We start from the raw sequence: 14,023 nt of genomic DNA on the forward strand, positions 1-14,023 counted from the left end.
CCGATTAATCGCAAAGGTTAAGTTGCGCGCAATTTTCTAGCGCCACGCTATGCATGTGGCCACCCGAAATATTCATTCTCCGCTCAGGCAATTTATCTCACAAGACATGAGAGCTACTCGCCGGTTTGACGCAGCACGGGCGCTGCCTTCTGGCCGAGGATTCGCCATGTCCCGATAAGGCCAATGCCAACCGTCATCACCAAGGCGATAAGGATGGTTGCGATCGCAACATCCGGCAGGAAGCTGGATGGCAGCTTCATGATCCGGGCGACGACAAACCATGCGGAGACCCCACCTGCGAGGAGTGCGAATACCGCAGTGGCCAGACCAAGCATCATATATTCATACGAGAAAGCGCGGATTAGCATGGCACGGGTGCCACCGAGCGTTTTGAGAATGACAGCGTCGTGGGTCCGTGCCCGGTTTCCAGCCGCCAAGGCACCTGCGAGAACCAGGACAGACGCAATCAGGGCAACAGCCGCTGCGGCCCTGATCGCCGTCGCCAACTGTTCAACCAGACTGTTGACCAGATCGAGCGCGTCCTTGACCCTGACCGTGGTGATGGTGGGGTAGCTCGCGGTGACCTTTCTCAATATTTCGCCTTCCTGGGCGGCAGTCGCGCTCGGGTCTGCAAGGGTTGCCAGCCAGGAGTGAGGTGCGCCGCGGAACGTGTTGGGCGAAAAGACCATGACGAAGTTGAGCGAAAGCGACTCCCACTGCACGTCGCGCAGGTTGGCAATTTTTGCGGTAATGTTACGTCCCAATACGTTGACGGTCACGCTGTCGCCGATCTTCAGACCCAGTTCGCCCGCCTCTTCCGCCGCAAAGGAAACGAGAGGCTCGCCGCTATAATCGCCGCTCCACCACGTGCCCTCTGTGAGCTTGGCATTGTCGGGCATGGTTTGGGCATAGGTGATGCCACGGTCTCCGCGCAGGACCCATCGGCCCGCAGCAGGCACTTCCATCTTGGTCACGTCCTGGCCGTTGAGAGCAAGGATGCGACCCCGCAGCATGGGCACCTCCGTCAACGTACCCTCCGGCGCTTCTTTTTGGACAAGCGCCTTGAACCCATCCCGGTCGGCACCTTGAATGTCGACGAAGAAGAAATTCGGTGCCCGCTCTGGCAGACTGCCCGTGAGTTCCCGTCTAAGATTGCCGTCGATCAGCGTGAGCGTGACCAGCAGGGTCAGACCGAGCCCCAGTGATAACACTACGGAGGGTGTCAAAGCGCCGGGGCGATGAATGTTGCCGATCGCCAGCCGCAATGCTGCGGAATGGACGCGAGGGCTTCTCTTGGCAACGGCCCTGATGCCCCAGGCCACAAGCCTGAGAACGATAAAAGCGAAAGCGACCGCTCCCAAAAAGACCGACGCGATATATCTCTGTTCAGCCGAATAGATCGCCATGCTGGCCAACAGGGCAAGAAGCAAGCCAGTGGCGGCCAGATAGGGCCATGACGGCAATCGGTTGGCTTCAAATCCCTGTTCGCGGAACAATGCGGTGGCAGGGACTTCGCGAGCCTGACCCAATGGCAAGATCGCGAAGGCCAGTGTTGTCAACAGCCCGAACAGGGCGGCCATGAACAGCGCGCCGGGGTAGATCGCCAATTCGTCCGGAACAGGCAGGACACCTTCGAGAAAGCGCATGGCCACGAGCGGAGTAACCGCCCCCAACGCCAGTCCGATTGCGATACCGATGATGGCAATGAAGGCGATCTGGAAGAGATAGGTTAGTGTCACGACGCTGGCCGGTGCGCCGAGGCATTTGAGCGCTGCTATGGTGGTACGCTTGGAGTCGAGGAAGGCGCGCACCGCGTTGGCAACCCCAACGCCGCCAACGATCAATGCTGTCAGCCCGACCAGTGTCAGGAATTGAGAGAAACGGTTGACGTTTTCCGTGAGCGACGGTGCTGCCCGGTCGCTCGTTCGGATCGACCAGCCGGCACTCGGAAACTCACGATTGGCCTCTTCGGTGATCCCGCTTCGCCTGGCTGTGTCGTTCAAGCGGATCTTGTAGGCGTGCTCCACCAGGCTGCCATTCTGGATGAGCCCGGAGGTTGCGAGCGCCTCGCGGCTGATGAGAAGTCGCGGCGCAAATCCAAAACCATCCGACAGCGCGTCGGGCTCAGTAACCAGCGTCGCTGAGATTTTTAGCCGGACGTTGCCCAGCAGGACCTCATCGCCCCGTTTGATGCCCAGCCGCTCCAGAAGAAGCGGAGCGACGACCGCGCCATAGGCTTCGCCCTGCCTTGCCAGCAGTTGGGGAAGTGGCATTGCGGGGTCTGACTCCAGCTTGCCATAGAGCGGATAGGCTCCGTCGACAGCCTTTACCTCGGCAAGGGTCTGTTGCGACCCATCGGCGAGCCTTGCCATCGACCGCAGACCGGTCGAGACGGCAACGGTCCCCAGATTGTCGAGATAGGCCAATTCATCCGGCGAGGCTTCGCGGTTGCGCAGTTCGAAACGAACATCGCCCGCCAGAATGGATTGCCCCTGCGTTGCGATGGAACTGGTTATGGCGCGGGAGACGGAATTGACTGCAGCAATGGCGCCTGTGCCGAGCGCGATGCAGGCAAGGAAAATGTAAAAGCCGCTGAGGCCGCCACGTATTTCACGTCTTGCCAGACGCAGCGCATTACCAAGGCGAAAGAAAAAAAGCGATCTGACCTTCATACCGACGCTGCCTGTCTGGCAACTGAGGTGGCGCTGTCACTTTCGATTTGACCTGACCTGACCTTGATCTGGCGAGAGCAGCGCGCGGCAAGCGACACATCATGGGTAACCAAAATCATTGTCATGCGGCGCTCCATCTGTTTGGAAAACAGAAGGTCGGCAATCTGCTTGCCGGTATCGGTATCGAGGTTGCCTGTCGGCTCGTCGGCAATCAGGACCGCAGGGGAAGGCGCGAGTGCGCGAGCAATGGCAACGCGCTGCTGTTCGCCCCCGGACAGCTGCCCCGGATAGTGGTTGAGCCTTTCACCCAGGCCCACCGCGACGAGTTCCTTGCGCGCGATATCAAAGGGATTGGCTACATTCGCCAGTTCCAGCGGCACGGCAACATTTTCAATGGCTGTCATGTTGGCAATCAGGTGGAAGGATTGGAAAACGATGCCGACATTGCGGCCGCGAAACTCGGCCAGCGCGTCTTCGCCCAATTTGTGAAGCTCCGTTCCCGCAATTGTGATCTTACCGCTGTCGAGCCGCTCCAACCCGGCAAGAACCATCAGCAGGGTCGACTTTCCCGAGCCGGAAGGGCCGACAATTCCAACCGCTTCGCCTTCATTGATGACGAGGTCGATGCTCTTGAGAACGTGGACGGACGCGGCGGCATTACCGAGGGTTAGATCAGCCTTATTCAGATCTATGATGCTTTTCGTCACAATTCGCGTTCCTATATGTAAGAGACATTGGCAGCTCGATAGCGATCTTGGGCAGCCCGAAAGACATCAAATGTTTCGGCATTGCCAGACAAATTAGGGAGGCCGATATGGGTTTTAAAGCTGCTACCGCTCAATTCATCGTCATATGCGCAGCATTGCTGCCAGCAGGGGTCGTGCATTCGCAGTCAAAGCCGGTCGAACTGGTCGGCTTTGGCGACAGCCTGATGGCGGGATATCAGCTGCCGCCGACAGAAAGCTACACGGCTCAACTGGAAGCGGCGCTTCGAAAGAAGGGTATGAATGTTGCAGTCGCCAATGCCGGTGTTTCAGGAGACACGACCGCTGGCGGTCTGGCGCGGGCGGACTGGTCTGTCCCTGACGGAACCGACGGCGTCATTCTCGAACTCGGTGCCAACGATGCTCTTCGCGGTGTTTCGCCTGATGAGACCGAGAAAAACCTCGACCAGATCATTGCCGGTTTCAAGAAACGCAACATCCCTGTTTTGCTCATCGGCATCATGGCTCCTCCCAACATGGGCGGGGATTTTGCGGCCCGGTTCAACGAGATCTATCCGCGGCTTGCCAAAAAATACGATCTGCCGCTCTATCCGTTTTTCCTCGATGGCGTGGTGCTAGATCAGACCCTTCAACTGGAGGACAGGATGCACCCTAATGCAAAGGGCGTGGGCATCATGGTGGAAAGAACGCTTCCGGTCGTTGAGAACTTTGTAAACGCTATTGGTGCTCAATAGAAATAAGCGCTTGCGCTGCGCTGCGTTGCATGATTCGCTAGACTTGTTCTGCCAAGAGATTCGGGGAGCTCGCCATGCCGAGACTGTTTACCGCCCTCGAAATTCCGCGCAATGCGGCCATGAGCCTCTCATTGTTGCGCGGTGGTCTGCCGGGTGCCCGGTGGATTGACGTGGAGAATTACCACATCACATTACGGTTCATCGGGGATATCGATGGTCGAACGGCAGACGAGGTGGTCAATCGCCTAGACCGGATCGACCGCCCCGAATTTGAAGTCAACCTCACCGGCATCGGTTCTTTCGGTTCAAAAAAGCCGCATTCCATCTGGGCGGGCGTCTCGCAATCTCCAGAAATGACGGCTTTGCAGGGCGAAATCGAAAGGATTTGTCAGCGGCTTGGCCTGCCGCCGGACCCGCGCAAATTCACGCCGCATGTGACACTCGCGAGGCTTCGGAATTCAAGACTGGACGACGTCGTGCATTATCTCTCCGGGCGTGGGGACTTCAGAACGACGACATTCAAGGTCGGTCGCTTCGTTCTCATGTCGTCCAAGGAATCGGTGGGGGGCGGCCCTTACATCGTTGAAGAAGCGTTTCCGCTTCAAGAGGCTTGGCCGATATCGAATTTCTCCGGCGCTGAACTACATCCTTCGAAGGGAATGGTTTAGGCGACCTCTGTCTATCCGCAGACCGACGCCCTCGTTATCGTGGGCTCCTGAAACGCCGATATTGAAATTCGACTAGCGCTGCAACGCGTCGAGACGGTTGCGAATGAGCCGCGCTTTTTTGCAAACCGGCGCAAAACTCCCATGCAAACAAAAGAAGCGTTGTGCGTTTGACAAGACGGCAGCGAGCAAAGAGGCAAGGCAATGAAATTTCCCAAACTCGAACAGGCAGCCATAGAGAGCGAACTTGCAAAACTCGACGGCTGGACATTGCGCGACGATGGTCTAGCCATCCTCAAGTCGTTCAAGTTTTCAACCTTCGCCGAGGCTTTCGGTTTTATGACGGAGTGCGCCATCGTTGCGGAAAAACTCAATCATCATCCCGAATGGTCAAATGTCTATTCCCGGGTCAAGGTCTGTCTCACCACCCATGATTCCCAAGGAATAACCGAAAGAGATTTCCTTCTGGCCAATGCGATGCAGAAGGCCGCTGCGGGCAGGGGATGATTGAAGTGCTTTCGTCTCGTCCTATATAGTTGGCATGACCAGAGGACCTACGACCATGGATGATGTGAAAATCGGCGAGATACTTCTGCCGGGCGATCCTGACACCCAGGAAAGTCGTGAGCAGCAGGTCCGGGCAAAGTTCTGGCCCAAAATGAAGCGTGTCATCAGCAAGGTGCCATTTGCGCGCGATGCGGCAGCCGCATATTACTGCGCGGTGGACAAAAACACGCCGTTTCGCGCCAAGGGCGTTCTTTTTGCGGCTTTGGGCTATTTCATTTTGCCGATGGACGCCATTCCCGATATTTTTGCCGTCGTCGGGTTCACAGACGACATAGCCGTCTTGACGGCGGCGCTGGCGATGATCCGTGCTCACATCAAGATGGAGCATTATGATGCTGCCGATGCGGCGATAGAGGCTATGAAGCAAGAGTAACGCCTCTGTGATTGCCCGTATGAGGCCGCGCTAAAAGCTGACAAATTCTTGCCTGAATTCTTGTGTCATTGCTGATGACGCAGGCTTTTCTCTCGCCTGCTTCGCTGGCGCTTGGAGTGACCAATCTGTAACACGCCGATGCAACCCTCTATTTTTAGCATTGGTGTTGACGGTTTGGTAACTGATCTTTAGCCAATATCAGGATGACGGACTTCACCTAGCATCGGCCCGGCGCAGCCGTTCGGCCAACTGGAAGACAATAAACCCGGCAGGAAATTCAATGTTTGTAAGAAGTGTAGCAACCGCAGTCGCCATTTTGCTGGCCAGCATCAATGTAGCCTCTGCACAGTCGCCCACGCGCATCCAGCAGTTCAATGCATGGGGTGCCTATTCGTACAAGTCGGGTAACAGCACCGTTTGCTATGTTCTTTCCATCCCCACCGCCAAGGAACCTGCAAGCGTAGATCACGGTGATATCTTCTTCATCGTTTCGCAGCGCCCCGGGCAGAACATTTCCTACGAGCCGCAGGCCATGGTCGGCTACAGCTTGAAGGAAGGCTCGAAGGTCAATGTGACCATCGACAACAAGAACTTCGTGATGTTCACCAAGGACAAGGCTGCCTGGGTTGAAAATGCTGCAGAAGAGCCAGCCCTCGTTGCCGCCATGAAGGGTGGCAAGTCGATGACGGTCAAGGCCACGTCTGCCCGTGGCACGGCAACATCCTATTCCTATTCGCTGTCAGGCATTTCTGCTGCCTTCAAGCAGATCGAAAGCTGCAAGTAAGCCCAGCCTGCACATGGTTTTTGAGTGGCCGGTCATCGACCGGCCATTTGCGTTTTGGCGATTTTGGTGCTAAAGGCCGCGCCAACACTGACGAGTGTCTGCGCAACAGGCGCATTACTCTTGATTTTTCTCGACATGCAGACGCTTTCAACCTTTCTCTAGAGGGTGACGTAGCGCTGTATGGGATGATGGGATAGGGACGATGTCCACACTGGAAGCCACTGCTGGTCTTGCAATCAAAGCCCCTCTGATCGCCAACAGCGATCTCATGTCCGGCAAGCCGTCTTTGATCGGCCTGACGCGTGAGGACATGGCCGAGGCTTTGCTGGATGCCGGCGTGCCGCAAAAGCAGGTCAAGATGCGCGTGAGCCAGTTGTGGAACTGGCTTTATGTGCGCGGCGTCTCAGATTTCGACCATATGACCAATGTGGCGAAGGATCTGCGAGAGACGCTGAAGGCGAAGTTCACCATTGCCCGGCCCGAAATCGTCGAGGAGCAGGTCTCCAATGACGGCACCCGCAAATGGCTGATGCGCTTCCCGCCCCGTGGCGCCGGTCGTCCGGTCGAGATCGAAACGGTCTATATTCCCGAAGAAGGTCGCGGCACGCTGTGCATTTCCAGCCAGGTCGGCTGTTCGCTGACCTGTTCCTTCTGCCATACCGGTACGCAGCGTCTGGTTCGCAACCTGACGGCAGAAGAAATTCTGGCGCAGCTTCTTGTGGCGCGTGATCGCCTCGGTGATTTTCCGGACCGCGAAGCACCGCAGGGAACCATCATGCCCGCGGAAGGCCGCAAGGTCTCCAATATCGTGATGATGGGCATGGGCGAGCCGCTCTACAATTTCGACCATGTGAAGACCGCCCTTTTGATTGCCACCGATGGCGATGGCCTGTCGCTTTCCAAGCGACGTGTGACGCTGTCGACCTCGGGCGTGGTGCCGGAAATCTTCCGCACCGGCGACGAAATCGGCGTGATGCTGGCCATCTCGCTTCATGCCGTGCGTGACGAGTTGCGCGACATGCTGGTACCGATCAACAAGAAATATCCGCTGAAAGAACTGATCGAGGCCTGCCGCAACTATCCCGGCCTGTCGAATGCCCGTCGCATCACCTTCGAATATGTGATGCTCAAAGACGTCAATGACAGTCTGGAAGACGCCAAGATGCTCACGCAGCTCCTGAAAGGCGTTCCGGCCAAGATCAACCTCATCCCGTTCAACCCATGGCCGGGTACGAATTACCAGTGCTCGGACTGGGCGCAGATCGAGAAATTCGCCGATTTCATCAATCAGGCAGGCTATGCTTCTCCGATCCGTACCCCCAGAGGACGTGATATCCTTGCTGCCTGCGGCCAGCTCAAGTCGGAATCGGAGCGGATGCGCAAGACAGAGCGCATGGCATTCGAAGCCATGATGATCGCCAATCACGGTGCGGATGACGACTAAGAAGAAGAATTGATAGGTGACTCTTGGCTTGCGCGATTGATTTCGTTTTAACCCTTTCCTAAAGAAGGCGGCAACAACAACGAAACAGTCGGAGGAATTTCTATGCGCACACTCATTCTGGCGCTTGCCGCTGCCACAGCTCTCATCGTGCCCGCAAAGGCCGAGGACGTGACCGTCGCCGTTACGGCCATCGTTGAGCATCCGGCGCTGGATGCTGCGCGTGATGGCGTAAAGGCCGCACTGGCCGAGGCTGGCTACAAGGAAGGCGAAAACCTGAAATTCGTCTACCAGTCGGCGCAGGGAAATCCTGCCACGGCTTCACAGATTGCCCGCCAGTTCGTGGGTGACGCGCCCTCTGTCATCGTGCCGATCTCCACGCCTTCGGCGCAGGCCGTTGTCGGCGCCACGCGTGATATTCCCGTCGTCTTTACGGCTGTCTCTGATCCAGTCGGTGCGCAGCTGATCAAGAGCATGGAAAAGCCGGGCCGCAACGTGACCGGCCTTTCGGATATGTTGCCGGTTGCCGAGCATCTGGCACTGATCAAGGAAATCACGCCGTCGGCGAAGACCATCGGCTACATCTACAACTCCGCAGAGGCAAATTCCGTTTCTACATTGGAACTTCTGAAAGCCGAGGCTGAAAAGGCCGGCCTGAAGGTCGTGGAATCCGTGGCGACGAAATCGGCAGAAGTTCAGGGTGCGACCCGCGCACTGGTGGGCAAGGCGGATGTGATCTACGTCCCAACCGACAACACGATCGTTTCCGCCTTCGAGGCCGCTGCCGGTGTTGCTGCCGAGGCAAAAATTCCGCTTTACGCCGCCGATACGGATTCCGTTGCCCGTGGTGCCATTGCCGCTCTGGGCTTCAACTATTTCGACGTCGGCAAGCAGACGGGCGCTGTCGTCGTTCGCATCCTCAAGGGTGAAAAGCCCGGTGACATTCCGGCAACCGTTGCTGTCGGTACCGATCTCGTTCTCAACAAGAAGGCTGCCGAGAAAGCCGGCGTGACCTTCCCCGAGAGCGTGACGAAGCGCGCGACGAAGATTATCGACTGATCCTATCCGTCTTTCGGCCTTGAGCCGGAATCCAGCAGCGCCGCGTCTGCGGTGCAAGAACCTCTTGCGATCAAGGAATTGATCGCGCTGGATCCCGGCTCAAGTCGGGGATGACGGAAGAGAGACGGCACGACTGGCAGTCTATGACTGTTTCAATTGCAGCCCCTCCCATGGTGGCGGGCAAACCGAGGAATTCTACCGTGAGCCAAATCGCCTTCTGGGGCGCCGTCGAACTGGGGCTGGTCTTTGCCTTCGTTGCTATTGGCGTTTATCTCGCATTTCGCGTTCTCGACTTCCCCGATCTGACCGTCGATGGGTCGTTTCCGCTGGGCGCTGCCGTGGCAGCGGTCATGATTGTTGCGGGGTTCAATCCTTGGCTGGCAACGGGCGTCGCCATGGTTGCCGGTGCTGCGGCTGGTATGGTCACGGCGGTTTTGAACGTCCGCTTCAAGATCCTCAATCTTCTCGCCTCCATCCTGACCATGATTGCGTTGTTTTCCGTGAACCTGCGGGTCATGGGCAAGCCGAATGTCGCGCTGCTCAATCAGGAAACGGTGCTTGAGCCCTTCTATGGAATGGGCGTTCCCGAGTATCTCCTGCGTCCTCTTTTCGTGGGCGTCCTGGTGGTGATCGCGGTCATCCTTGTTTGGCGCTTTCTGGAAAGCGATGCGGGTCTTGCCATGCGTGCAACCGGTGCCAATGCGCGGATGGCGCGGGCGCAGGGCGTCAAGACGGGCAATCAGATCTATCTCGGAATGGCTCTCTCCAATGCTCTGGTGGCATTGGGAGGTGCATTGTTTGCACAGACCAACGGCTTTGCCGATGTTACTTCCGGCGTCGGCACGATTGTCGTCGGTCTTGCCGCCGTCATCATCGGTGAAACCTTGTTTGGCTCACGGGGGATATTGGTTGCCCTTATCGGCTGCATAATGGGCTCGATCGCCTATCGTCTCGCCATTCAGCTGGCACTTTCCAGCGATGTGCTTGGACTGAAGGCCTCTGACCTCAATTTCGTGACCGCTGCGCTGGTTGCCGTGGCGCTGATTTTGCCACGCCTGCGTCGTGGGGGAGCCGCATCATGATTTCGCTTTCGGATATCCAGGTCGTCTTCGGGCGAGGGACGCCTTTGCAGAAGCAGGCTTTGGCCAAGATAGACCTGACCATCGAGGACGGTTCTTTTGTCACCGTCATCGGATCCAATGGTGCGGGAAAGTCCACGCTTCTCGGTGTCCTGGCGGGCGATGTGCTTCCCACGGCAGGCAAGGTGATCATCGGTGGTGTGGATGTCACCCGCAAGCCGACTGCGAGCAGGGCGGGGCAGGTGGCCCGTGTTTTCCAGGACCCTCTGGCGGGCAGCTGCGGGGCTCTGACCATTGAAGAAAATCTGGCGCTCGCAGCTGCACGCGGTAAAGCCCGCGGCCTCCTGCCGGCGCTCGGCGGCGGACGACGGGCGTTTTTTCAGGACCGTATCGCTTCCCTCAACCTGGGACTGGAAAACAGACTGAAAGATCGAATGGACCTGTTGTCGGGCGGTCAGCGGCAAGCGGTTTCGCTTGTGATGGCCACCCTTGCGGGGTCGGATGTCCTGCTGCTCGATGAGCATACCGCTGCTCTGGATCCAGGCATGGCCGAGTTCGTCATGGATTTGACGCGAAAGGTCGTGGCAGATCGAAAGCTGACCACCTTGATGGTGACACACTCCATGCGCCAGGCCCTTGATTACGGCGACCGCACCATCATGCTGCACGCAGGAGAAATCGTGCTGGACGTGGCTGGCGAAAGCCGAAAAGACCTGCAGGTCGAAGATCTGATAGAGATGTTCCGCAATATTCGCGGCCAGACCTTGGATGATGATGAGCTGCTGATCGGTTGATGCGGGCGGCTCGCTGCCCGAGCCGTCTACCTGGCTTGCACGAGGAAGATTTTCACCGCAAACAGCGAGAAAACCCCGGCGATCGTGTAATCGAGCCCGCGCAAAACCTTCCGGTTCTGCTGCAGCCAGGCCGAAAGCTTGTCCGCTCCAACGACGATTCCGACTCCGATCGGAAGCGCAACGATGATGGACCACAGGCCAAGGAAAATGAGTTTTCCGGTTACATGCGGGTCGGATGCACTCACGAACTGCGGCAGAAAGGTCATGAAAAATATGATGATCTTCGGGTTCAGCAAATTGACCCAAAGGCCATTGAGCAAGGCAGACTTCTTGGACGATCTGGTCTTCTGTTCATCCGGGCGCTCGACCGCAAAATTCGACCCTTTCCGGATGGCCATGATGGCCAGCCAAACGAGGTAGGCGGCACCACCTGTTTTCAGCACCATGAAGGCAGTCGGCGAGGCTACAATCAGTGCCGCTACGCCAAATGCAACAAGCATCGTATGCACTGTAATGCCGAGATTGGTACCGACGAGCGTCATGAAGCCTGATACGCGGCCATCGCGCAGTGAACGGCTTATCCAGAGCGTCATGTCGGGACCAGGGGTCACCGCCAGAAGCAGAATAGCAATTGTGAATCCAATCAATGTCGGCAGGCTGGGTAGCATTTCCATGGGACATCACTCGCGGGATCTGATCCACTTGCTTACCGCCATTTTACAGAACTGCCAACTGCCGGATTGGGTATGCCGCACCTAAGGGTGCGGCACCCGTGTCAACTGTTCAGGAAAGACTTGAACTCATTGCTGTATTCTTCATGCCATCGCGACAGTGGCGGCCTGTTTTCGATGATGTCATTTGCGGCCCAGAGAATACGCTTCTCGTCGGTTTTACGATCCACTTCTCCATCAGGGCAGAGAATGTAGAAATCACCTCTTCCGATGCTGTCGATCATGAAATCAATCGTTTGGTCCGGCGTCCATGCGCCGGTTGGTTTTTCAGTGCGGCCGTTGGCGGTGAGACCTGTAAAAACAAAACCCGGAATCAGCAGGTGGGATGAGACGCGGCCATTTGGGGCGTTTCTCAGCTCGTACTCAAGTGCCTCCGTAAAGGCCTTCACGCCAGCCTTGGACACGTTATAGGCGGGGTCGCCGGGCGGTGTGGTGATGCCCTGTTTCGATCCCGTGTTGATGATCAGGCCCGGTTCGCCGTGGGCGAGCATTCCAGAACCGAAGACCCGGCTGCCATTTACGACGCCCATGAGGTTCACGCCCAGAACGTTGTCCCAATTTGCCTGCGGTCCGAAGATCGCACTGCCGGGCTGCACTCCGGCATTGTTCATCAGAACATGGACGCGGCCGAATCTTTGAATGACGGCGCTCTCGAGGGAAACGAGTTCATCCAGTTTCGATACATCGGTGGGTATCGAGACGACGTCAGTCGTGCCGTCCCTTGCAAGCGCGGCAACTTCCAGCTGGGCTGCCGCAAGTTTTTCTCCGTCGAGATCCACCAGCACGACGCTCATTCCGAAACCGGCGAATTTCCGGGCGGCTGCCAAGCCTATGCCCGATGCCGCACCGGTGATGACGGCGACATTGTCCTGTGCAAATGCGTTGTGAAGGGTCGTCATAGGTTTCTCCTTTTTCGTTGCCGCATGTCATCGCGACAAAACGTTTCCTGGAACCTTGCGCTTTACGAACGCGACGGGAGCTTAGTGTTTTTATCGCAGCAAGTCACATGACAATGAATATGCTCCATGCCTTCACGCCACTGCATTTTTGTTGCACGGGAAGATAAACTCGCTAAAAGTGCCGAAATCCCAAGGAAATGGCGACATCCCAATCTCGCCTGTACGCAAATGGATTTCACTGATGGCTCTTCCGAAAGACGTAAAGAAAGTCGTTCTCGCCTATTCCGGCGGCCTCGATACCTCGATTATCCTCAAATGGCTTCAGACGGAGCTTGGCGCAGAGGTGGTAACATTTACCGCTGATCTGGGGCAGGGCGAAGAGCTTGAGCCTGCACGCAAGAAAGCCGAGATGCTGGGCATCAAGGAGATTTTCGTCGAGGATGTCCGCGAAGAGTTCGTGCGCGACTTCGTCTTTCCAATGTTCCGTGCCAATGCCGTTTATGAAGGCGTCTATCTGCTCGGCACCTCCATTGCCCGTCCGCTGATCTCCAAGCACCTGATCGATATCGCCAAGAAGACCGGAGCTGATGCCATTGCTCATGGCGCGACCGGAAAAGGCAATGACCAGGTTCGCTTCGAACTTTCGGCCTATGCGCTGAACCCCGACATCAAGATCATTGCGCCATGGCGCGACTGGACCTTCAAGAGCCGTACCGATCTTCTCAACTTTGCCGAACAGCACCAGATCCCTGTCGCCAAGGACAAGAAGGGCGAGGCGCCGTTCTCCGTTGACGCCAACCTGCTTCACTCTTCTTCCGAAGGAAAGGTCCTCGAAGACCCCTCCATTGAGGCGCCGGAATACGTTCACATGCGGACGATTTCGCCGGAAGCTGCACCGGACAAGGCCACCGTCATCAAGGTCGGCTTCCGCAAGGGTGACGCTGTCTCCATCAACGGTGTCGAAATGTCTCCTGCGACCCTGCTGGCCGCACTCAACGATTACGGTCGGGACAACGGCATCGGTCGCCTTGATCTGGTCGAAAACCGCTTCGTGGGCATGAAGAGCCGTGGCGTTTACGAAACGCCTGGCGGCACCATCCTGCTTGCCGCCCACCGCGCCATCGAATCCATCACGCTTGACCGAGGTGCCGCCCATCTGAAGGATGAGATCATGCCGCGCTATGCGGAACTCATCTATTACGGCTTCTGGTTCTCTCCAGAGCGCGAAATGCTTCAGGCCCTGATCGACAAGAGCCAGGAACACGTCGAGGGTGAAGTCACGTTGAAGCTCTACAAGGGCAACGTCATGGTGACCGGCCGTGAGAGCGACAAGTCGCTTTACTCCGACACCCTCGTCACGTTCGAGGATGACCAGGGCGCCTACGACCAGAAGGATGCGGCGGGCTTCATCAAGCTGAATGCATTGCGTCTGCGCACCCTTGCCAAGCGCAATCTCGGCAAGTAAATTTTCGGCTATGACGTCAAAAGCCCCGCTTGCGG

Annotated in this window: 14 protein-coding genes; 10 read left to right on the forward strand and 4 right to left on the reverse strand. The window is 57.2% G+C overall.

The window, feature by feature from the left end:
* Window positions 1–113: 113 nt before the first annotated feature.
* Both QRN85_RS19350 and QRN85_RS19355 read right to left on the reverse strand, forming a co-directional pair.
* On the reverse strand, window positions 114–2,672 hold the full coding sequence (locus QRN85_RS19350; protein WP_284759794.1) for an ABC transporter permease: 2,559 nt from the start codon (window positions 2,670–2,672) through the stop codon (window positions 114–116).
* Entirely contained in the window at window positions 2,669–3,379 is a 711-nt protein-coding gene (locus QRN85_RS19355) for an ABC transporter ATP-binding protein (protein ID WP_284759795.1), read from the reverse strand. The genes QRN85_RS19350 and QRN85_RS19355 overlap by 4 nt, the downstream gene beginning before the upstream one ends.
* A gap of 107 nt (window positions 3,380–3,486) precedes the next feature.
* Between QRN85_RS19355 and QRN85_RS19360 the strand changes: the two genes are divergently transcribed.
* The 9 genes from QRN85_RS19360 to QRN85_RS19400 all read left to right on the forward strand — a co-directional run bounded on the left by QRN85_RS19360 (window position 3,487) and on the right by QRN85_RS19400 (window position 10,893).
* Window positions 3,487–4,131 carry an arylesterase gene (locus QRN85_RS19360; protein WP_284759796.1) on the forward strand — a complete coding sequence of 215 codons (645 nt, stop codon included), beginning with the start codon at window positions 3,487–3,489 and terminating at the stop codon, window positions 4,129–4,131.
* A 74-nt stretch (window positions 4,132–4,205) separates the two neighbouring features.
* Window positions 4,206–4,799 carry an RNA 2',3'-cyclic phosphodiesterase gene (thpR, locus tag QRN85_RS19365; RefSeq protein WP_062589217.1) on the forward strand — a complete coding sequence of 198 codons (594 nt, stop codon included), beginning with the start codon at window positions 4,206–4,208 and terminating at the stop codon, window positions 4,797–4,799.
* A 201-nt stretch (window positions 4,800–5,000) separates the two neighbouring features.
* On the forward strand, window positions 5,001–5,303 hold the full coding sequence (locus QRN85_RS19370; protein WP_113170540.1) for a 4a-hydroxytetrahydrobiopterin dehydratase: 303 nt from the start codon (window positions 5,001–5,003) through the stop codon (window positions 5,301–5,303).
* A 55-nt stretch (window positions 5,304–5,358) separates the two neighbouring features.
* A complete protein-coding gene (locus QRN85_RS19375; RefSeq protein ID WP_062589215.1) occupies window positions 5,359–5,736 on the forward strand; it encodes a YkvA family protein in 378 nt (125 codons plus the stop codon).
* A 280-nt stretch (window positions 5,737–6,016) separates the two neighbouring features.
* Entirely contained in the window at window positions 6,017–6,520 is a 504-nt protein-coding gene (locus tag QRN85_RS19380) for an invasion associated locus B family protein (RefSeq protein ID WP_113170538.1), read from the forward strand.
* A gap of 268 nt (window positions 6,521–6,788) precedes the next feature.
* Complete coding sequence (gene rlmN / locus QRN85_RS19385) at window positions 6,789–7,964, forward strand: dual-specificity RNA methyltransferase RlmN (RefSeq protein ID WP_112964585.1); 1,176 nt, start codon at window positions 6,789–6,791, stop codon at window positions 7,962–7,964.
* A 102-nt stretch (window positions 7,965–8,066) separates the two neighbouring features.
* Entirely contained in the window at window positions 8,067–9,020 is a 954-nt protein-coding gene (locus QRN85_RS19390) for an ABC transporter substrate-binding protein (RefSeq protein WP_284759797.1), read from the forward strand.
* A 200-nt stretch (window positions 9,021–9,220) separates the two neighbouring features.
* The gene (locus QRN85_RS19395; RefSeq protein WP_284759798.1) at window positions 9,221–10,102 is read left to right on the forward strand and encodes an ABC transporter permease; all 882 of its coding nucleotides are present in this window, start codon (window positions 9,221–9,223) and stop codon (window positions 10,100–10,102) included.
* Window positions 10,099–10,893, forward strand: coding sequence for an ABC transporter ATP-binding protein (locus tag QRN85_RS19400; protein ID WP_112964462.1), 795 nt, complete (start codon window positions 10,099–10,101; stop codon window positions 10,891–10,893). The genes QRN85_RS19395 and QRN85_RS19400 overlap by 4 nt, the downstream gene beginning before the upstream one ends.
* Window positions 10,894–10,919: 26 nt before the next feature.
* On the opposite strand, the gene QRN85_RS19405 is transcribed toward QRN85_RS19400, so the two are convergent.
* Entirely contained in the window at window positions 10,920–11,567 is a 648-nt protein-coding gene (locus tag QRN85_RS19405) for a LysE family translocator (RefSeq protein ID WP_284759799.1), read from the reverse strand.
* A gap of 101 nt (window positions 11,568–11,668) precedes the next feature.
* The gene (locus QRN85_RS19410; RefSeq protein ID WP_062589209.1) at window positions 11,669–12,523 is read right to left on the reverse strand and encodes an SDR family NAD(P)-dependent oxidoreductase; all 855 of its coding nucleotides are present in this window, start codon (window positions 12,521–12,523) and stop codon (window positions 11,669–11,671) included.
* 241 nt (window positions 12,524–12,764) lie between these two features.
* On the opposite strand from QRN85_RS19410, the gene QRN85_RS19415 reads away from it, so the two are divergent.
* The gene (locus QRN85_RS19415) at window positions 12,765–13,988 is read left to right on the forward strand and encodes an argininosuccinate synthase (protein WP_284759800.1); all 1,224 of its coding nucleotides are present in this window, start codon (window positions 12,765–12,767) and stop codon (window positions 13,986–13,988) included.
* Window positions 13,989–14,023 lie beyond the last annotated feature (35 nt).

The sequence above is a fragment of the Agrobacterium sp. fls2-241-TYG-188a genome (assembly GCF_030209845.1).